Genomic DNA, 18875 nt, shown 5'->3' with positions numbered 1-18875 from the left:
CGGGGGCGATACGGCACCCCGCCACCATCACGCTACCGACCTGATGGATAACTTGCCCTTGAGGGCGGGGCGGTTCATCTTGAGGACGTAGCAGATTTCCTCCGCGAGATTGCGCGAGATAGCCTTGATTCTCTTAATTTCCACCCGATCCAGATTCAGGAGCTTGCTCTCCCGATAATCTCGCACGAGCGCCGCGAGCTCTTTCCAGTCGTTCCTGTCCGCAATCTCATCCAGGATGCGCATCCGTTCCATGTGGTCTTCGGGGAGCTCGGCGGCCTCTTCATCGAGCAGCGCGACGAGCTCTTTCGCTCCCTCACTGCTCATCGGATAGCGGAGGACCTTCTCCGCCCCGCTCACCTTGACCAGGAGTTTGGTCCCGCTCAGCGGCGTGCGCGCCGACTTGAGCATGTAGTAGGCCTCCTCTCCCGCACCGGCTCCCTCGAGCCTGCTCTTCGGAATGCCGACAACTTTCACAAGGCCGTGGCCCTTGTACACCACCGTATCGCCGATATTGAACATCGCCCCCCTCCTATTCCTCTCCCCTTTTGAAATGATACGTCGGAACGTTCACGTCCTTCTCGATTTCCAAGAATATATTGCTCGCCGACACTGAAGTGTCGGCTACGAAAGATGTAGAATGCAAACTGTCGGGCACGTCGCCTTTTTAAATCAGAAGCGTTGATTATAGCACACCGCACCCCGGAAGCGCTGAGAAAGTTTATAACGCATTCGTTGTGACCATGGATTCTCAACGGGGGGTTCAACTGATTTGCAGCGCCGACACTGAAGTGTCGGCTGCAGCAGATGAGGGCAGAAATTAGACACCTCACCGCACGGGCGGTGCGACGGACGAGCGTTTCAGCTGGCGCACCGTCTCCAGCACGACATAGTCGGCGGTCCCCGCGGCGCGCGACATATCCGCAATCAGCTCCCCCCCGCGCGTGCCGTCCCTCGCGTGGATCATCGTGTAGAGGTCATAGGGCCATGACGGCGGCTTCGCCCGCGCATAACAATGGCTCACCTGGGGGAACGAGGCCAGCCGCCGTCCCGCTTCTTCGATCCGCCGGGGACCGGCTTTCCATGCCACGAGGGCATTGAAGCGGAAGCCGAGGCGGCGCCCGTCCAGTATGGCGCCGAACCGCCGGATGCGCCCGGATGCGGCCAGAAGCCGTATCGCCTTCAGCGCTCCCCTCGGGAATGGTGTGGATACAAGGGGGAGATCAGATGAAATCTTCCCGATAGATGAGCGCCCCCATGGCGCCGGGCGCGACTTCATCCTTGCGCGATAGGGATATTCTCCTCCTGTTTTCAACCGCCTCCCCGCCGGCACGCCGAGATCAACCACGACGCCGAGCTTAAACACCTTCTTCGAAGGCAGCTCGAGATAACGCAGGGGTGAGACCTTTCTTTTTATCTCCCTGAGAACAGCCCTCTGGGCGGCCCGATCACGGCAGGTGAGCGTGAACCAGATGTTGAGCGGATGTCGCCTTAGATAATTGTGAGTGACACCTTCATATGAGTTTATGCAGGCGGCGGCCCGAATCACCCGCGAGGGCGGCACGGAGAGCGCGATGAGGACAGTGGTGAGTCCACATGCCCCCACATCATACACGGGCCCGATCCGGCGAATGAGACCATTCCCCTTGTGTATCCGCAGCCGGCGCAATACCCCGGCCTCGCTGAGATTCAGCCTTTCGCCCAATTGAGCGTATGGCCGCGCGCAGAGGGGGAACCGGCGCTGAATTTCGTCAAGGAGCACTTTGTCCGGGATGTTCAGCCTATTTATTCCTTTTTGGGATTTGCCTGCCCGACGGAGCCTTGGCGCAGTCGGGGGATTTATTTCCCTGCGCTTACGCTTCGGGAGGTGGAGGATTTATACACAACCTGTCTCCCCCCAGATAATTTCCAGTCGCCGCATACGCGCGGGCGCGGCACCCCCCGCACGTCACCTTATATGCGCACGTCCCACAGGGGGCTCCGAGCCTATCCTCATCCCTGAGCTCAAGGAAGAGGGCCGACCTTTCCCATATCTCTCTCAAACTCCGCTCGCGTATACTGCCCGCTGCGACGGGCAGATAACCGCATGGGAAAACCTCCCCCGCATGAGAAACGAAACAGACGCTCTTTCCCCCGAGGCATCCGGCCGGCCTCGCCGCGCTTCTCCGGGCAGGCTCCCCCACTCTACGTGGCGCACTCTCCTCGGGCCACACGCCGTGTTCCGCGAGAATCCGCTGGTACTGAGGGGCGCAGGTCAGCCTCACCTCGAGTCCCTGGGGATGCGCATGCGTCCGGAACCAGCGCAGCAGCTCTTCGCACTCGACCGCGGAGAGGGCCTGGTCTTTTTCGAATGTGAGGCCGCATCCCACGGGGACAAAAACAAAAAAGTGGACCGCCTGGAGCCCTTCCCTTTCGGCAAGAATAAAGATTTGCTCAATCTCACCCCGATTCCCCCTGCACACCGTCATGTTTATCTGCGCGCTCACGGCCGCCGCCCTGAGGATCCTGAGGGCGTTCAGCGCTGCGTCAAACGCACCTCCTACCCCTCGCATTCCATCGTGCGTCCCCGCCCTCGCACCATCCAGGCTGACGCTCACCCGCCGCACCCCCGCGCGACGGAGCTCCCCCGCGATCTCACCCGTCATCAGCACGCCGTTCGTCGCGAGCGCGACAGCCAATCCCCGCCTCCCCGCGTACGCAGCGAGCTCAACTATATCGGCTCTCATCAGCGGTTCACCGCCGCTCAGGATAAGGAGCGGACGGCACCAGGCGGCGACATCTTTGATCCAGCTCTTCGCCTCATCTGTCGTAAGCTCGCGCGCGCCGGCCCCCGCACCTGCGGGCATCCGCCGGCAGTGGCGGCAGCGGAGATTGCACGCCGACGTCGCCTCCCAGAAAAGCACCTTCAGCGGATGCTGCTCCATGGACGCTCTCATTCCCCCTTCATGCTGCGTGGTCTTTTACCGGGCCCCCGCGATTTCCTCTTCCGTCAGATAACAGGCAGGATCTTCAGCCCAGAGGTCGCCATGCACGGCGAGCGCCCTCGCCCGCATGTTGCCGTTGCATATTTCCTTCCATGAGCAGCGTCCGCATTTCCCCCGGAGCAATCCCTTCCGATCCCTGAGGGCGGCGAGCAGGGCATTCCCCGCGTCGCTCCATATCTCCGAAAACAACCTCTCTCTCACACTCCCCACGGGGGACTGCCGCATGAACTGGTCGGGATACACCGCACCAGACGCATCGACGCACGCGATCCCGATGGCGGAGCGGTTCCCTCCCGCGTTTTCAAGAAGGGCGCGGGCGGCGACCGCACGCGCCGGCTCCTCCGCGCGCAGCCTGAGATAGAGGTACACTCCGTCGGCATGATTATCAACGGTCAGTATCTCGAACTCCCTGTCAACCGAGTGGAACTCTCGTGCCCTGCGAAGGATAATGTCCATGACGCCGCGCACCTCGCCAGCGGCCAGATCGTCCTCGGCCATACCCCGCCCGCAATAGACAAGGTGATACACGCACACGCGCGCGAGCCCCTCGGTCTGCGCGAGGTCCAGGAGCGGTTCAAGGCTCGCACGGTTCTGCCTGGTCAGCGTCACGCGCAGTCCTGTTTTAATGCCCGCGTTCAGACACCGTCTCATACCCTCCACCGCTTTCTGAAAAGCGCCCGGCATCCCGCGGAAACGGTCATTGTCGCTCCCCACGCCATCAAGGCTTATCCCCACGTAGGAGAATCCGCTCCCGCGGATGGCCGCCGCCTCTTCCTTCCCGATGAGGGTTCCGTTTGTCGAGAGGACAGTCCGGATACCCTTCGCCGCCGCCCACGCGCCGAGCTCCATGAGGTCGGGCCTGAGGAGCGGCTCACCTCCCGAAAAGAGGAGGACGGGAACGCCGTACCGCGCGAGATCCGCGATCATCCTTCTCGCCTCGGCCCCGTTCAGCTCATCCCCTGAGTCACGCACTCCCGCATCGCTGTAGCAGTGACGGCAGCACAGGTTGCAGCGCGCCGTGCAGTTCCACGCAACCACCGGGGCCGTCCGGCCGCCGGCGGCATAGCGCAGGCGATCACCCGCGAATGTTCCCCCGCAGTAGAGTTTGGTCACGTTAATCATGGCGTCTGACCGCCTGATTATACCATTCGCGGTGAGAAATCTCATTGACCATCAGCTACCAGGGGATATACTGAAGAGGTTTAAAGATCAAACCAAACCACGGAGGACATGGAGGCCGCAGAGAATATTCTTAAGAGATTAACCGCGAATTGAGCGGATGAGGCGGATTTTCTCCACATTGATCTTTACACCTTTAACTTTACACTTTCGTCTGCAGTAGTGCCCTCAGTGGTTCACACATTATGGAAACACGCGTCATCACCATCGGTACGCGGGGGAGTAGACTCGCGCTCGCCCAGGCGCAGGAGGTCATCAGCGCGCTGCGGCTCAACTATCCCAATATAGAATTCCAGATAAAGCCGATCCGCACTGCGGGCGACCGCCACGCTGCACGCGGGAAAGGCGCCACGGGCCTCTTCGTCAAGGAAATCGAGGAGGAGCTCCTCCGGGGAGGATGTGATCTCGCCGTGCACAGCATGAAAGACCTCCCCACCGAGCACCCCGCCGGCCTCATCATCGCCGCTGCGCCGCGACGGGCAGACCCGTTCGACGCGTTCATCTCTCCAGAGGGAGAGGACCTCTACGACCTCGAGACCGGGGCGCGCGTGGGGACATCGAGCCCGAGGCGCGCGGCGCAGGTACTCAACATGCGGCCGGACCTGCGCGTCGTCCCCATGAGCGGCAACATTGACACGCGGCTCGGGAAATTGCGAGACGGGACGTGCGAGGCGATCATCCTGGCGGCAGCAGGCTTCCAGAGGCTCGGCATGAGCGGCGTCATCACGCAGCGACTCACGCCGCCGGCGTTTATCCCCGCCCCGGGACAGGGCTGCCTGGCGATCGAGGTCAGGGAAGGCGACAGCGACGCGCTCCGGATCGCCCGCTCAATAAACCATCCGCAATCCCATGCGGCAATCACTGTGGAGAAATCATTCCTGAAGGCGCTGGGAGGGGGATGTCATATCCCCATCGGGGCATACGCAGAACCCATTGGGGAGGACAGGCTCACGCTGCTCGCGTGCGTGCTCTCCCCCGACGGCAGGCAGGCGGTGCGGGGAGGCATGGAAGGGAATATGCGGGAACCGCTGGAACTCGGGATAAGACTCGCGGGTGAATTGATCGCGCGGGGTGCGTACGCGCTGCTCAGATTGCCATGAAGGCTATATCTACTTGTCGGGGAGGATCTCCAGCAGTACTGCCTCCATCTCATCCAGTGCCGCCCGCACGGGGGCGCTGAGCCCCTCACCGATTCCAACGCTCGCGGGCTCGACGCCGAGGATGAGCATCTCGCATCCGCACCGGCGCTTCAGGTAGTGCGCGAGGACGCGCAGGGACTGATCGTGCGTGGAGAGCGCCCCGCCGGCGATCTCCCCGCTCCTGAAGATTCTCACCGCGCCCGCATCCCCGCCGCAGCGGGCCGCGTCAACCACGAGCACCGTCTCGGGTGCGAGCGCCGCGATAGGCTCGCCGCAGTTCTCCGGCGCGGTTCCCCCGTCGAGCACAAATGGCTTGCCCCGCTCGCGCATCCTCCGTGCGAGGAGGCTCCCCACGCCGTCATCGCCCCTGAGCGGATTCCCCACACCGACCAGGACAAGGCGCTTCCCGATGCGCGGATGCAGGAGGCGCTCCAGTTCATTTTTCCAGTGAGAACTCAAGCGTCGAGGCCCTCCTGCATCGGGGGCAGAGCACCCGCACCCGGTCACTTCGCCCGGAGGGCCCGCCCCTTTCAGCCGGAGCCGTCGTCCCGGGCGAGAGCTGCTGGAGCAGCGTGAGCATGAGCGTGGGGTTGGAATAGGCGGACGCCCCGACCCGCCGCGCAATCCAGAGGAGGTGATCCCTCGCGGCCACCTGCTCGCCGCACCGCTCGCAGAGGACGAGCTCCTTCTCAACCGACTGGCGCAGGCCGTGGCGATTGACGGTGGCGAGATCAAACTCCTCCGTCATCACCACTCCCTTCTCCGTGGGGCAGCTCCTGTGGCACTGGGCGCAGAAGATGCAGTCGTCGTAGTGAATGGTGAGCCGCCTCACTCCCTTCCCCTCACGTATCTCATCGGCAACCTCGATGTCCTTGGCGGGGCAGACGATGGCGCACGCGCCGCACCCGATGCACTCCTTTTCGTCAAAGCGCGGCACTCCGCGGAATCCGGGAGGGACCACCGCCTTTTCAGCGGGGAACGCGCTGGTATACCGCCGGCCGAAGAGGGCGCGGAGCGCTGCGGCCAATTCGCGGATTTTGGGCAATCTCATAACAAGTAGTCAGTAGTTAGTAGCTAGTAGTTAGGGTCAATGTTAAACGGAGCCCTGTATCCTGCTGATCAAGCCATTCAGCATTCTCCCTATTTCTTCTATGAGTACCTCATTCTCAGAGATATCACCCATATATTTAAGATCTCTTGCCAACAGCAGATAGTATCTCAGCTCGCCGAGAGAACCTTGAGAAATATTATAGAAGTTGATTTTGTCTTTCTTCCCTCTCTTATTAAATCCCTCCGCAATGTTTGCAGGTATTGAAACGGCAGCTCGCCTCATCTGTGAAACCAGTCAAAACTTCTCATCCGCCGGGAACTGTTTTGTTAAATCGTAGATTAAGATCACGAGCTGATGTGCTTTCCTCCATACACCCAGATCCTCAAACCTGACTGCCTTTTCCATCCCCTATTCCCCATCTTCTGACCATTATCCCCTGACTACCAACTACTGACTACTAACTATTGATCTGTTGCCGCGCAATCGCGCCGTCTTCTCCTGTGACATGCGGATGAGATCCTCCCCGCTCCAGATTTTTTTCCCCGTCTCGACATCGACCGCGACCGCCCGCTCCGTGCAGCAGTAGCAGGGGTCCACGGCGGCGAGGATGATCGTCGCGTCCGCTATCGTTCCGCCGACGACCGCCTTGGCGTTTGTGGCGACATTCATGTAGCTCGGGGCGCGAATCTTGTAGCGCGCCGGCCTGTTCGTGCCATCGCTCCTCACGTAGTGGAAGACCTCGCCGCGCGGCGCCTCGTGCCGGCCGATCCCTTCTCCCGGCGGCACATCCTTCACCCTCGCGTCAATTTCCCCCGGCGGAAGCTTCTTCAGGCACTGCGTGATGATGGCGAGCGATTCGTACATCTCGAGGATCCGCACCAGCACCTTGTCATACACATCCCCGTGGCGAGCAGTGATCACCTTCCACTCAACGCGGTCATAGGCTGCGTAGGGATCATCGCGCCTGACATCATGGTCAACGCCTGACGCCCTGGCCAGCGGCCCCACCGCCCCGAAGCGGCGCACATCCTCCGCGGTGAGGACCCCCACGCCTTTCGTCCGCGCGTGAAATACCGGATCGTCCGTCACCGCCCCCCTGAACCTGTCCAGGGCGGGGGTCAGCTGCGCGAGCTCCCTGAGATAGTCGGGGATCTCTTCATCCCTGATGTCACGCCGCACGCCGCCAGCCTTGAACATCGCGTAGTTCTGCCGGTTCCCGCTGATGCGCTCGAACAGGTTGAGGACGATCTCCCGCGCCTTCCAGGCCCACATGAACAGGGTGTTGTATCCCAGGAAGTGGCCCGCCAGGCCGAGCCAGAGGAGGTGGGAATGGATTCGTTCGAGTTCCCCGACGACGCTCCTGATATACCGCGCGCGCTCGGGGATCTCGACGCCGATGAGGTTCTCCAGCGCGTTGACGCTCGCGAACGGATGGCTCGTGGAACATATGCCGCAGATCCTCTCCACGAGAAAGATGCCCTGATCATACGACTTCGACTCAACCAGTTTCTCAATCCCCCTGTGGTTGTAGCCGAGCTCGATGTCGAGTTTCACCACCCGCTCGCCCTCAACGTGGAGCTTAAAGCACGCGGGTTCCTCCTGGAGGGGATGGTACGGCCCTATGGATATTATTCTCTCTGTCATAACATATAATCTCTATCTCGAATCCCGAAGGATGCGCTGCACTACTGTTCCCCGAAACGCCGACACGCCCCCACGCCGATACGATCCACGCATCCGCTCCCTGAAGGGCGCGCTATAGTCACTCCGGCACCTCACTCTCCCTCCTCAGCGGATAGCTCCCCGCGGGCCAGTCGGATGCGAGCAACAACCGCTTCGGATCCGGGTGGCCCCTGAAGGTCACGCCGAGCATCTCCTGCATCTCTCGCTCGATCCACTCGGCCGCCTTCAGGAAAGGTGCGAGTGAGTCAACCTCGAGATGCTCATTCGGGGAACTCAGCGCAGCATCCTTCGGCAGGGCAACGCGCAACGACAGGACCGCGCCCTCTTCATCCACTGAAAAATGATAGAGGATCTCCACGGCGAATCGCGTATCGGTCCCCGAGGCTGTGATGAAGCGCAGACGGTACGTCTCGACGAGCGCGCGGGCAACCTCGGCAATTTTATCCCGGGGCACATCGCAGTAGACCCGCCGGCCGCGGCGCTCATCCCAGTTGGCGACGTCGTCCTTGAGGCCTTCCCTGATCACTTCCAGCATGGCGTTCATACTTCTTTAACCTTATACTTTAGACTTTACACCTTGAACTGTTGCAACGCTCTCACAATACCGCTGATGAGCGCCTCCGGCTTCGGGGGGCAGCCGGGGACATATACACTCACCGGCACACGGGCGTCGAGCGGCTCCATCGTATGGTAGCTCTCTTTGAACATGTGCTGCCCGCAGGCGCATGTTCCACACGCAACCACGAGGCACGGCCTTGGGGCCATGTCATAGAGCTCACGGATCCTGGGCGCGACCTTCCTGTTGACGGCGCCGGTCACGAGGAGGATGTCGGCGTGGCGGATGCTCCCGACGAGGAGAATGCCGAAGCGCTCCACATCGTAACGCGGCGTGAGGCAGTCCAGAATCTCAATGTCGCAGTTATTGCATGAGCCCGCGGAGAGATGGAAGACCCACGGAGACTTTTTGAAGGCCCACGATTTTAGACTCATAACACCTCGTGCACGTGAATCGTCGTTCGTGAAGCGTGAAGCGAATATACGACATCATACGCTTCACGTTCCACGCTTCACTCTTCACGTGCAATGCGTTTCATGTCAGTAGCCAAGCAACGCGAGCACGACGCCCGCCGCCGCGGCAACGGTCACCGGCCCCCGGAAGAACCTGAGCGCCTGGTCAATACGGATGCGCGGGTTCGTATTCTTGACGAGGATCGCTATGATAAGCATGAGCAGATACCGCAGCATCGAGCGTGCGATCCCCCACCCCTGAAATTGGACGCCGCCGGCAAAAAGGATGAGCAGAAACCACGGCACGATGACCACCAGCATCATTTTCATCAGGGTGAAGATCGCGAGCAAGGTTCCCGAATACTCCGTGAGCGGGCCGGCCTCGATTTCCGTCTCCGCTTCGGGGCTATCGAACGGGACAAATCCCAGCCTGGCCTGCATGCACACGAGCCCGACGATGAACGCCAGGATGCCGGAGGGGCTCCAGAGGAGAGCTCCCCGCACGTGCTGGCACGCGAGAATGTCCCCGAGCGCCACCGTCAATCCTGCCTTCGCGGCGGGCGTGAACGCCGCGAGGATGAACGGGATTCCATATGCCGCCATGAGCTTCATCTCCCGGCTCGCGCCAATCTCGGCGAGCGGGTTCCCCGACGCTCGCCCGCCGATGAACAGCGCGAGCGACGGCACGGCGAGGATGCAGATCACCGCGATGAGATCGCCCGCGAAGCCGCGCGCGGGATTCAGGCTGACCGCACCGAGCATGCCGGAGACAGCAATCATACCGGCAAGGCCCAGGACCGGCGCGAGGAGAAAGGCCGGCTTCCGGCACTCGGGGGGGACGATTGTCTGCTTCCCGAGGAGCTTGACGATATCCGCGAATGACTGATACCAGGGGGGGCCGACACGCCACTGGAGCCTTGCGGTGACCTTCCTGTCCAGCCAGCGCGCCATCATGCCGAGTGCCGCGGTAAAGATGAACCCCGGGAATATAAGGTAGATCAGGAAAGTTTCCATTATTCTTTACGCGTTACACTTTCAACCTTGAACTGTTTTTCCATGTCGCGCCCAGTGGTGTGAAATGACCGCGATGCCATCGTCAACCAGATAGACTCCCTTTTCTTTATCCTCTTCAACCTCCAGGTAGCCCAACGCCCCGTAGGGACATGTCCGCACGCACAGCGGCGGCGACCGCAGCGCCCTGTCGCGGCAGAGGTCGCAGCCGGAAAGCTGGTAGGGCAGCAGGTCGAGATAGATCGTCCCGAAGGGGCATGCATGGGAGCAGGACCCGCAGCCGATACAGCGCATGCTATACCTGCTCAGCACACCAGCGCTATCCCTCTCCAGCGCCTCGACCGGACACGCCTGGACGCAGGTGCCGTATTCACAACGCCGGCACACCAGGGCGTAGGTCACGAGCTCCCGCAGCCGGTCGATCCCCCTGTTTCCCGGATGATAATAGTAGCTGCATTCGATGACGCACTGCGGGCACGCGCTGCAGATGTCGAGGTTGATGAGCAGAGGCTTCATACGGAAATCCCAATGTCAAAATCCAAAATCCCAAATAATGTCAGCTTCTATAACCTGGGATTTAAAAGAATTTTCCCCTCAAATCTTTCAGTGTCCTCAGGTTACGCGCCGACCGCTCATCCTGAGGATCGAGTTCGAGTGACTTTTCAAAGTGCGCCATCGCCTTATCCAGATCGCCCTTGTAGTAGTAGGCGCAGCCGATGTGATAGTGGGCGGCGGCCATCTTCGGATCCATCTGGAGCACGATCTTGAACTGTTCTATCGTCTCCTTGAGCAGCCCCCGCCGCGCGTATGCGATCGCGAGGTGATAGTGTATGACCTTGAAAGAGGGATTGAGTTCAAGCGCCTTCTCGTACATCTCGATCGCCTTGTCGGGGTGCCCCCGGTAATAGTAGATCAAGCCGAGCCTGAAGTACGCGAGGTAGAGCGAGGGGTGCGCCCTGACCGCGTTCTTGTATGCTTCAATCGCCTCATCGAACCGCCCGAGCCGGTAATACGCCGTCCCCAGCTCGTAGTGCGCGATGCCGAAATCAGGGTCGAGCGCCACTGCCTCCTTGTTTTCCTCCAGCGCCTCCTTGAGCATGTTACGGTGGTAGTAGATCGAGGCGAGCTCCCTGTGGGCACGCGAGGCAGATGGGTCGAGCCTGAGCGCTTCCTTATACTCTTCTATGGCCTGCTCCACCGCACCCCGTCGGAGGGCGGCGTACCCACGATCCATGTGAACTTCGGCAGAGGTTTCTTTGAGCTTCATGCCGCATTCGCCGCAGAACTTACTCTTCTGCGGGTTGTCTGTTCCGCAACCGGCGCATTTGGTCATTGTAGTTCCTCCTTGGAACTACAGGGTGAAGAGAGCAGGGCGTAGGGGGCAGCAACTGTCTTTAACGTTTCCGCTTCCCCCTTCTCCCTTCCCTCTTCTCCCTGCTTTATTCCCACACCTCTCTCAAATCCTTCACCTGCTCGTAGGTAAACACGGGGCCATCCTTGCACACATAGTAGCTGCCGAGCCGGCAATGGCCGCACTTGCCGAACCCGCAACTCATGTTCTTCTCCATGGAGAGGTAGATATCTCCGGGGGCGAATCCGACATCGAGGAGCTTGAAGGTGGTGAACTTCATCATGACCGGAGGGCCGCAGACGACCGCAACCGAATTCTCCGGATCGATGACCGGGTCTTCGAGCAGCGTGGTCACGAGACCCACCTGTCCGGTCCAGCCCGCATCGCTCCTGTCCACCGTCACCTTCACATCTAACTTCTCATCCTTCTGCCACTTCGCGAGCTGGGCCTTGTAGATAATATCCGCGGGCGTGCGAGCCCCGTAGCGCAGCAACACCCCACGGTAGCGCTCGATGTCATGGCGCAGCGTGAGGAGGAGCGACCGCAAGGGCGCGAGGCCGACGCCGCCGCCGCAGATAAGGATCGCTCTGCCCTCGAATTTCTCCAGGGGATAACCGCGTCCATACGGCCCCCTCAGGCCGACGCATTGACCGGCCCCCATGCCGTGGAGGGCGGTGGTCACCTTCCCCACCTTCATGACGGTGAACTCCAGCGTACCGGTCGCATAGTGCGACGAGCAGGGCGTGAATGGCCCCTCGCCGATTCCCGGCACGGTGAGCTCGATAAATTGACCCGCGCAGAAGGACACCAGCTCGTCCGGCACGATGAGGAAACTCTTGATCGTCGAGTTCTCTTCGATGACCTTTTCAATTGTGCCCCTGAGGGGAAGATATATGTTCTTCATTGATTTGATTTTCCACCACGGAGACACGGAGGTCGCGGAGCGCTGTTACAGGTGAAAGTGTAAAGTTTAAGGTTCAAAGATCAATGCGAAGAAAATCCGCGCAATCCGCCTAATCCGCGGTTACTACCTTGTTGTTTTTCTCCGTGCCCTCCGTGTCTCCGTGGTGAACACTTATTTACAACCGCTGAGCCTCTTCAGAACCTCCCGCATATCGATCTTTCCGATGCAGGCCTCCACGCAGCGGCCACAGCCGGTACACCCGTTCACGCCCATCACGGCCGGGCAGAAGCAGAATTTCTTCTCGTAGCGGGTGCGGAGGCGCTGGTAGAGCTCCGGCCTCGGATTGGCGCCGCCACCGACCCTCGCAAATCCCTTATACTGACACGCGTCCCAATTTCTCACCCGCCTGAAATTTTCCCGGCCATGATCCGAGAGAAAAAAGCAATGGCACGAGGGGCACACGAAATTGCACGCCCCGCACTCCACACAGCGCTCCGCCTCCTCCTCCCATACCGGCGATTCGAACACCCGCTCCATGAGCTCCCTCGTCACCCCTCCCCACAGATATCCATACCCCTTCTGGTGCTCTGTGAGCAGGGCCGCCACGCGCTCACGCGCCTCCGCGCGCTGTTCCAGCTGCTCCTGCGTCGCGGGAGCGAAGTAGTCCTTGAAACGATCCACAAGCGCCATCCCCTTCGGGGTGCCGACCTCAACGACGGAGCCCTCCGGGAGGGGCGTGTAGTTGAGATCGTAGCCCTCCTCCGGGTGCGGCTTCCCTCCCACCAGGACGCAAAAGCAGACCTTCTTGAACCCCGTGCAGTCTGACGAGATGATGAGTGTCCGTTCCCTGTTCCTCAGGTAGAAAGGATCGGGCACCTCACCCGCAAACACGAAATCGAGCACCGCCATCGCCTTGAGGTCGCAGCCCTTCATCCCCACAACCACCTGCTCTCCTCCGCGCTCCTCCTCGCCACTCCCACCGAAATAGCTCCCCACGCCGCGACGGAATTCAAAGAAGAGCGATTTGAGCGGCTGGACAGTGCGGTATCGGTTGAATAAGAGAGGGGGTGGCGCTCCCTGCAAGGCGGGCGCGAGATGATAATCCTCGCCCGCCGCTTCGGGATAGTACACCGAGACGGTCCGGGACAGCGACTGAATGAACTTCTGCCAGCTATTTTCTGAGATGAAGTATGTGCTCACTATTGCCGGCCCCTGAGGGCTCACGTTGGACGAGGCTTCGAGAACTATTGGTGAGGGCTGAGGGAGCAGGCGATTGCCCTCCACGCTCAATGCGAGGCCTTCAGCCCACTGATAAATTTCTCAATTCGGTCAAGGGCTTCCTTGAGGCTGTCGTAGCTCGAGGCGTATGATATCCTGATAAATCCCTCACCGACCCTGCCGAATGCGGTGCCGGGCACCACGGCAACCTTCTCCTGCTTGAGCAGCCGCTGCGAGAAGCCCATCGAGTCGAGCCCCGTCGATCGGATGCAGGGGAATATATAGAATGCCCCGTCAGGCTTGACACAGGCGAGCCCCATTTCATTCAATCGGCGATACACGAGGCTCCTCCTCCTCGCGTACTCCCGCTTCATCTCCTCAACGTCCTTCTGCCCCCGACGAAGGGCTTCGCAGGCAGCGACCTGACCGGTCGTGGGCGCGCTCATGATTGTGTACTGATGAATTTTTGTCATCGCCGCGATGACGTCTCTGGGGCCCGCGGCGTAGCCGATCCTCCACCCCGTCATGGCATAGGCCTTGGAGAAGCCGTTGAGATAGATCGTTCTCTCCTTCATCCCGGGAAGCGTGGGAAAAGCCGTGTGGGTGAACTCGTAGGTGAGTTCGTCATATATCTCATCGCTCAACACAATCAGCTCACTGCGGCGGAGGACGGCCGCCAGGGCCTCGAGCTCTTGAGCCCTGTAAGACACGCCGGTGGGGTTGGACGGATAGTTGAGAATGACGCCGCGGACTGATCGCCCGAGATTCTCACGCAGCACCGCCGGGGTCAGCTTGAACCCCTGTTTCTCAGAAACTTCGATGCAGACGGGCTTTCCCCCCGCCAGGCTCACCAGCGGCGCGTAGCAGACAAAACTCGGCTGGGGGACAAGGAACTGATCATTCCTCTCAAGAATGGTCCTCATTGAGAGATCCAGCGCCTCGCTCACCCCCACGGTGACGAGGATCTCGTCGTCGGGATCGTACTCGAGCCCGTGGCGAGACTTGAGAAAATCAGCGATCGCCACCCGGAGCTCCCGCAACCCCTTGTTCGAGGTGTACGACGTGTATCCCCGCTCAAGCGAGTAAATCCCGGTTTCCCTGATATGCCACGGCGTGTCGAAATCCGGCTCTCCGACGCCGAGCGAAATGACATCATCCATCCCGAGCACGAGGTCGAAAAACGCCCTGATGCCCGAGGGAGCCAGCTCTCTCACGCGCCTGGCTATTTTTATCTTCACGCCTAACTCCTTGACGCTATCATAATGCACGGTTGAGGGTATGCTGAAGCCACTTATCCCTCAACACTCAACCCTTAACCATTAAAAGGTAATCGCGAGGCGCTTCTCCCTGTGCTTCGCGAACAGGATATCCCCATCCTCCTTGTACTTCTTCAACAGGAAATGCGTCACCGTCCCCTGAACATTCTCCATCGGGGCAAGCTTCTCGGCGACGAAGTTGCTGATGCTCTGGATATCGCTCCCCTCGACGGTGAGCAGCAGGTCGTAGCCGCCGGAGAGCAGCAGGCAGCTCTTCACCTCCGGGAATCGATAGATACGTTCCGCGATCCGATCGAAGCCGACGTTCTTCTGCGGCATGATCTTTACCTCGATGAGCGCACGGACGCAGCGCTCGGCCGGGGATAGGAGCTCCCTGTTCACAATGGCCTTATATTTGAGAATGACTCCGTCGCGCTCCAGTTTCTTGATCGCCTTTTTTACCGAGTCGGCGCTCTTCCCCAGCATGGAGCTTATCTCCTCGGGCGTGGTGCGGGCGTCCCTTTGAAGAATTTCCAGTATGTCATTGATCATGGTGAAATCTCCTCTGTTAAAGAACCGTTGAGGGTTGAGGGATGAGCGCAATGGCGAATACATCAAAACTTCAGACGCTCAACCCTCAACACTTAACCAGCTTCTCCGTATTGCCCATGTCGGTGACGAGGATGGCGTCAAACTCCCTTCGCGCCGTACTCACCCGGACGCGATGGCCCCTCGCTCTGACGTGGTCGCCCTTGCGGTATTCTCCCCTCTTCCCCCCGTGGTAGATAATGAGCACGGAATTCTCCCCCAGGCTCTCCCCTCCCGCACTCGCTCCAGAGAGGGGGAGAAAAGACGGCATGAACCCCGTGTGGTCGTCATTGCCGATGGTCATGGTAGCCTCGATGTCGCCTGCGTGCAGCTCCATCTCGAATTTCGGGAGCGGGATCTCCGACGGATCGTCATACGAGAAGAAGGGGCAGATCATGTTCCCCGCGGTGTCATAGAATCGGATCGCCCAGAGCATCCCCAGTTCGAATACCTGCCTCGCGGGATCCTTGACGATCTCGTAGATCGCCGAGAGAACCTCCCGTAGTAAGCCGACCTCCCCGTAGAAGACGAGATCGAAGTCGTGTGCCTCCCCGATGTTCCCGAACGACATCGAGCCCGTGCAGCCGATCTTCCCATGGTCGATGCCGAGGAGGGCGCCGATTTCTCTGATTGTCGCATCAATCTGCGGCATGCGGCTGCGCACGATCTCGAGCGAGCGGAGCGGCGGGATGTAACCAAGAAAATCATCGAGGTTAAAAACGCACTTGTTCTCAGCGAATATCGGTTTCCCCGTCTGAGTCGAGGGATCGATCTCGCGGTAAATCTTCAATTGCTCCTTGAAGGTGACCCACTTCTCCTCTTCTCCGCCATAGTGCTTGATGATGCTCGCGTACGGGACCCCGAAAAATCTTTTTGTCCCCATCGGGCTGGGTATATAGATGATATTCCCGATGAGTTTGCCGGGGGGATGGCAGTATCCCTCTGAGAACGCAAGGAGGCCGTCGCGGCGCAGGAAGAAGTTCGCATCCCTGATCTCGTTGAGTGTCGAGATGGGGACGACGAAGTCCCTGAAATCGGGGTGGCGCCTGACCGCATCCATCAGTTCCCTGTTGTCTTTTCCGTAGATCATATTGTTTTCTTTTTACGTTATGCTTCTGACCACGAATCTAGGATTAACGGTGGTTTACACAAAGTGGGAAAGAGCCTTTTCCCCTCTTTGGAAAAACATATTTTTCTTATGCATCTCTTTGCTCCGTGTCCTCCGTGCCTCCGTGGTAAAAACTTAACAATATTACTCTGCCTTGTGCACATCGCCGATGTTCGTCGTGAGTACCGCTTCGTACTCATCCGACTGCCGCCGCGCGGCGCCCGTCCCCTTGAACGTTCGTATGAGGACATGCGTCCCCTTGCCGGCAATCCGGTCGCCCTCCACGTAATCGCCCCTCTCCCCTCCGTGGTAGAGAATCAGCCTGAGCTGGCCGGAACGGTTTTTGCCATCCAGTGCGACTTTCTCGAGGCCCAGTACGGTCGGGTTGTATGCGTTGTGCGTGTGATCCGCCACGCGCCCCTCGAGCGTCACTCCGCCGATCTCCTCGCAGGTAAAATCACGCAAGGGGCACTCATCGAGATCAATGTATGAGAAAAACGGGCAGAACATGAGTTTGTCCCCGCCCACCCACTCCCAGTAACGGATCGGCCAGTATTTGCCGAACTCGAATACCTTCCTCTTCTCGTCTGTGGCGGTGAGCCTGTAGAGAAAGTCCACGATGCGCCTCACCTCCTTGACGCTCGCATAGATGACCACGTCGAGGTCGTGTGGATTCTCGTATGTGCCGAGCGACAACGATCCCGATATGCCGAACTGTTCCGGGGATATTCCCAGGAGACCGGCGGAGGCCTCAATCGCTCCCTTGATGCGCCGGGCGCTGTCATCTCCCCCGGCGCGGGCGAATATGGCCTGGAGGGAATTGCGGTGCGGGAAGTAGCCGAGAAGGGAGTCCACTGGTATCAGGGCCTTGTAGCGCGCGTACGCGGGCTTCTCCACATCGAGGGAGGGATCAATCTCCAGATACCTCTTCAATTGCAACGGATAGAACATGTGGAGCGGCTGCGTGTTCATAATGCCCTTGGTGATATTTTCGTACTCCTGGCCGAAGAGTTTCTTCTTTGTGTACGCTGGCACCTCGCCCCTCTGCGGGACAAAGACGATGTGCGAAACCACCCGCCGCTCCTTGAGCGGCCGGTCGGGGGCATGACAGTACCCCTCTGAAAAAATGAACGCCGCATCGCCGCGCAAAAAATACGTGGCATCCCTGAATTCGGTCTGCTCGTCAATGGGGACGAAAAAATCGCTGAACTTTTCGTGGCGTTTCATTCTCGTCATTATGTCGTCCATGATTTCCCTCTGAATGTACATGCTATGTATCATCAATGGAGGCATATTGCAAGCGCAAAACATGCCATGCAGTAATCCCTCAGTCGTGCCGAGAATACCGCGTAGTATTCACCACGGAGACACGGAGAGCACGGAGAAACCTCGTGGATTTTCAGTGGGTTCAGTGTCTTCAGTGGTTAAGTGTTTTTACCACTGAAGTCATTGAGTACACTGAAGTATGTACTCCACTCTGTGCACTCCGTGCCTCCGTGGTGAAAATTATTCTTAGCCCTATTTCGTCTGTGTCCCATAGTTGAGCCGCTATGGGGCTCCCTGTGTACATGAGAGAATCATAGCACGCATTGTCGAAACAGGGCTGAAGCGATACAATAGACGCACCATCAACGGCTGGAATATGTAAATGACAGCGCATATTCACATCGGGACGAGCGGATACGCCTATGGGCACTGGGGAGACGGGGTATTCTACCCTGGCGAGACGCCACAGAAGCAGTGGCTGGAATACTACGCCCGCCACCTCACGAGCGTGGAGCTGAACGTAACCTTTTACCGCCTGCCCGACACGTCCGTCTTCCGATCCTGGCGCGAGCGCACGCCGCGGTCGTTCACGTTCGCGCTCAAGGGGAGCCGATACCTCACGCACATCAAGCGGCTGAAGGATTGCCGGGGACCGCTCGCACGCTTCATGCGCCATGCCTCGGCGCTCAGGGAGAAGCTCCGTGTCGTCCTCTGGCAGCTCCATCCGGGGATGAAGGTGGACACAGAACGGCTCGCTGCGTTCTGCGATCTGCTCAAGTCGTCGGCGGCGGCGAGGCGTGTTCGCCACGCCTTCGAGTTTCGCCACGAGAGCTGGTTCCGCGAGGAGGTATACGAGCTCCTGCGTGAGCACGACTGCGCCCTCTGCATCGCTCACTCCCCGCACTGGCCCAGGCCCGAGATAGTGACCGCCGACTTCGTCTATCTCCGCTTCCACGGCGGTGAGCGACTCTATGGCTCGAACTACTCTGAGGGAGAGCTCAGGAAGTGGGCGGCGAAGGCCCGCGCCTGGATGAAGGAGGGGAATGACGTGTATGCGTACTTCAACAACGACGCCCAGGGATACGCTGTGAAGAACGCCCTGCTCCTGCGCGAAGGGGTCAAGTCTTGAATT

The 18875-nt window shown here is 59.7% G+C and carries 20 protein-coding genes and 1 pseudogene; 2 read left to right on the top strand and 19 right to left on the bottom strand.

What is annotated here, in order from left to right:
- Positions 1–27 precede the first annotated feature (27 nt).
- From NTX71_04000 to NTX71_03985, 4 genes are all read right to left on the bottom strand, one after another.
- Complete coding sequence (locus tag NTX71_04000) at positions 28–519, bottom strand: hypothetical protein (GenBank protein ID MCX6339066.1); 492 nt, start codon at positions 517–519, stop codon at positions 28–30.
- A gap of 307 nt (positions 520–826) precedes the next feature.
- Positions 827–1759 carry a hypothetical protein gene (locus NTX71_03995; protein ID MCX6339065.1) on the bottom strand — a complete coding sequence of 311 codons (933 nt, stop codon included), beginning with the start codon at positions 1757–1759 and terminating at the stop codon, positions 827–829.
- Between the two features lie 91 nt (positions 1760–1850).
- Positions 1851–2933, bottom strand: a complete 1083-nt coding sequence (locus NTX71_03990) for a radical SAM protein (GenBank protein MCX6339064.1) — start codon at positions 2931–2933, stop codon at positions 1851–1853.
- 24 nt (positions 2934–2957) lie between these two features.
- On the bottom strand, positions 2958–4148 hold the full coding sequence (locus NTX71_03985) for a radical SAM protein (protein MCX6339063.1): 1191 nt from the start codon (positions 4146–4148) through the stop codon (positions 2958–2960).
- A gap of 197 nt (positions 4149–4345) precedes the next feature.
- Here NTX71_03985 and hemC point away from each other — a divergent pair, with 197 nt between their 5' ends.
- Positions 4346–5260, top strand: coding sequence for a hydroxymethylbilane synthase (gene hemC, locus NTX71_03980; GenBank protein MCX6339062.1), 915 nt, complete (start codon positions 4346–4348; stop codon positions 5258–5260).
- A 9-nt stretch (positions 5261–5269) separates the two neighbouring features.
- Here hemC and NTX71_03975 read toward each other — a convergent pair whose 3' ends face one another.
- The 15 genes and pseudogenes from NTX71_03975 to NTX71_03905 form a co-directional block, all read right to left on the bottom strand.
- A complete protein-coding gene (locus tag NTX71_03975) occupies positions 5270–5758 on the bottom strand; it encodes a hydrogenase 3 maturation endopeptidase HyCI (protein MCX6339061.1) in 489 nt (162 codons plus the stop codon).
- Positions 5736–6350, bottom strand: coding sequence for a 4Fe-4S dicluster domain-containing protein (locus tag NTX71_03970; GenBank protein MCX6339060.1), 615 nt, complete (start codon positions 6348–6350; stop codon positions 5736–5738). Before NTX71_03970 ends, NTX71_03975 begins: the two co-directional genes overlap by 23 nt.
- A gap of 42 nt (positions 6351–6392) precedes the next feature.
- Positions 6393–6755, bottom strand: a pseudogene (locus tag NTX71_03965) (four helix bundle protein).
- 42 nt (positions 6756–6797) lie between these two features.
- Complete coding sequence (locus NTX71_03960; protein MCX6339059.1) at positions 6798–7994, bottom strand: nickel-dependent hydrogenase large subunit; 1197 nt, start codon at positions 7992–7994, stop codon at positions 6798–6800.
- Between the two features lie 118 nt (positions 7995–8112).
- Positions 8113–8577: an NADH-quinone oxidoreductase subunit C gene (locus tag NTX71_03955; GenBank protein MCX6339058.1), complete on the bottom strand. Its 465-nt coding sequence runs from the start codon at positions 8575–8577 to the stop codon at positions 8113–8115.
- Between the two features lie 26 nt (positions 8578–8603).
- Positions 8604–9023 (bottom strand): NADH-quinone oxidoreductase subunit NuoB, encoded by a 420-nt coding sequence (gene nuoB / locus NTX71_03950; GenBank protein ID MCX6339057.1) that lies wholly within the window; start codon positions 9021–9023, stop codon positions 8604–8606.
- A gap of 105 nt (positions 9024–9128) precedes the next feature.
- A complete protein-coding gene (locus tag NTX71_03945; protein ID MCX6339056.1) occupies positions 9129–10055 on the bottom strand; it encodes an NADH-quinone oxidoreductase subunit H in 927 nt (308 codons plus the stop codon).
- A gap of 21 nt (positions 10056–10076) precedes the next feature.
- Positions 10077–10568 (bottom strand): 4Fe-4S binding protein, encoded by a 492-nt coding sequence (locus tag NTX71_03940; protein MCX6339055.1) that lies wholly within the window; start codon positions 10566–10568, stop codon positions 10077–10079.
- Positions 10569–10629: 61 nt separating this feature from the next.
- Positions 10630–11385, bottom strand: coding sequence for a tetratricopeptide repeat protein (locus NTX71_03935; GenBank protein ID MCX6339054.1), 756 nt, complete (start codon positions 11383–11385; stop codon positions 10630–10632).
- Between the two features lie 106 nt (positions 11386–11491).
- Complete coding sequence (locus tag NTX71_03930; GenBank protein MCX6339053.1) at positions 11492–12307, bottom strand: FAD/NAD(P)-binding protein; 816 nt, start codon at positions 12305–12307, stop codon at positions 11492–11494.
- Positions 12308–12478: 171 nt separating this feature from the next.
- Positions 12479–13507, bottom strand: a complete 1029-nt coding sequence (locus tag NTX71_03925) for a 4Fe-4S dicluster domain-containing protein (GenBank protein ID MCX6339052.1) — start codon at positions 13505–13507, stop codon at positions 12479–12481.
- 86 nt (positions 13508–13593) lie between these two features.
- Entirely contained in the window at positions 13594–14763 is a 1170-nt protein-coding gene (locus NTX71_03920) for an aminotransferase class I/II-fold pyridoxal phosphate-dependent enzyme (GenBank protein MCX6339051.1), read from the bottom strand.
- A gap of 81 nt (positions 14764–14844) precedes the next feature.
- On the bottom strand, positions 14845–15333 hold the full coding sequence (locus NTX71_03915; protein MCX6339050.1) for an Lrp/AsnC family transcriptional regulator: 489 nt from the start codon (positions 15331–15333) through the stop codon (positions 14845–14847).
- Between the two features lie 85 nt (positions 15334–15418).
- The gene (locus tag NTX71_03910; GenBank protein ID MCX6339049.1) at positions 15419–16459 is read right to left on the bottom strand and encodes a hypothetical protein; all 1041 of its coding nucleotides are present in this window, start codon (positions 16457–16459) and stop codon (positions 15419–15421) included.
- A 162-nt stretch (positions 16460–16621) separates the two neighbouring features.
- Positions 16622–17746, bottom strand: a complete 1125-nt coding sequence (locus tag NTX71_03905) for a hypothetical protein (protein ID MCX6339048.1) — start codon at positions 17744–17746, stop codon at positions 16622–16624.
- Positions 17747–18125: 379 nt separating this feature from the next.
- Here NTX71_03905 and NTX71_03900 point away from each other — a divergent pair, with 379 nt between their 5' ends.
- On the top strand, positions 18126–18872 hold the full coding sequence (locus NTX71_03900; protein ID MCX6339047.1) for a DUF72 domain-containing protein: 747 nt from the start codon (positions 18126–18128) through the stop codon (positions 18870–18872).
- Positions 18873–18875: the final 3 nt, after the last annotated feature.

The organism is Candidatus Auribacterota bacterium (genome assembly GCA_026392035.1).
GTDB lineage: Bacteria > Auribacterota > Tritonobacteria > UBA1439 > UBA1439 > JAPLCX01.
This window is presented reverse-complemented; position numbering and strand designations above follow the sequence as displayed.

Excerpts from the sequence above, each read along its gene's own strand:
- NTX71_03930 (MCX6339053.1), bottom strand. The coding sequence starts at position 12,307 with ATGAAGAACATATATCTTCCCCTCAGGGGCACAATTGAAAAGGTCATC.
- NTX71_03910 (MCX6339049.1), bottom strand. The coding sequence starts at position 16,459 with ATGATCTACGGAAAAGACAACAGGGAACTGATGGATGCGGTCAGGCGC.
- hemC (MCX6339062.1), top strand. The coding sequence starts at position 4,346 with ATGGAAACACGCGTCATCACCATCGGTACGCGGGGGAGTAGACTCGCG.
- NTX71_03960 (MCX6339059.1), bottom strand. The coding sequence starts at position 7,994 with ATGACAGAGAGAATAATATCCATAGGGCCGTACCATCCCCTCCAGGAG.
- NTX71_03915 (MCX6339050.1), bottom strand. The coding sequence starts at position 15,333 with ATGATCAATGACATACTGGAAATTCTTCAAAGGGACGCCCGCACCACG.
- NTX71_03905 (MCX6339048.1), bottom strand. The coding sequence starts at position 17,746 with ATGTACATTCAGAGGGAAATCATGGACGACATAATGACGAGAATGAAA.
- NTX71_03900 (MCX6339047.1), top strand. The coding sequence starts at position 18,126 with ATGACAGCGCATATTCACATCGGGACGAGCGGATACGCCTATGGGCAC.
- NTX71_04000 (MCX6339066.1), bottom strand. The coding sequence starts at position 519 with ATGTTCAATATCGGCGATACGGTGGTGTACAAGGGCCACGGCCTTGTG.
- NTX71_03940 (MCX6339055.1), bottom strand. The coding sequence starts at position 10,568 with ATGAAGCCTCTGCTCATCAACCTCGACATCTGCAGCGCGTGCCCGCAG.
- NTX71_03955 (MCX6339058.1), bottom strand. The coding sequence starts at position 8,577 with ATGAACGCCATGCTGGAAGTGATCAGGGAAGGCCTCAAGGACGACGTC.
- NTX71_03935 (MCX6339054.1), bottom strand. The coding sequence starts at position 11,385 with ATGACCAAATGCGCCGGTTGCGGAACAGACAACCCGCAGAAGAGTAAG.
- NTX71_03990 (MCX6339064.1), bottom strand. The coding sequence starts at position 2,933 with ATGAGAGCGTCCATGGAGCAGCATCCGCTGAAGGTGCTTTTCTGGGAG.
- nuoB (MCX6339057.1), bottom strand. The coding sequence starts at position 9,023 with ATGAGTCTAAAATCGTGGGCCTTCAAAAAGTCTCCGTGGGTCTTCCAT.
- NTX71_03985 (MCX6339063.1), bottom strand. The coding sequence starts at position 4,148 with ATGAGATTTCTCACCGCGAATGGTATAATCAGGCGGTCAGACGCCATG.
- NTX71_03970 (MCX6339060.1), bottom strand. The coding sequence starts at position 6,350 with ATGAGATTGCCCAAAATCCGCGAATTGGCCGCAGCGCTCCGCGCCCTC.
- NTX71_03945 (MCX6339056.1), bottom strand. The coding sequence starts at position 10,055 with ATGGAAACTTTCCTGATCTACCTTATATTCCCGGGGTTCATCTTTACC.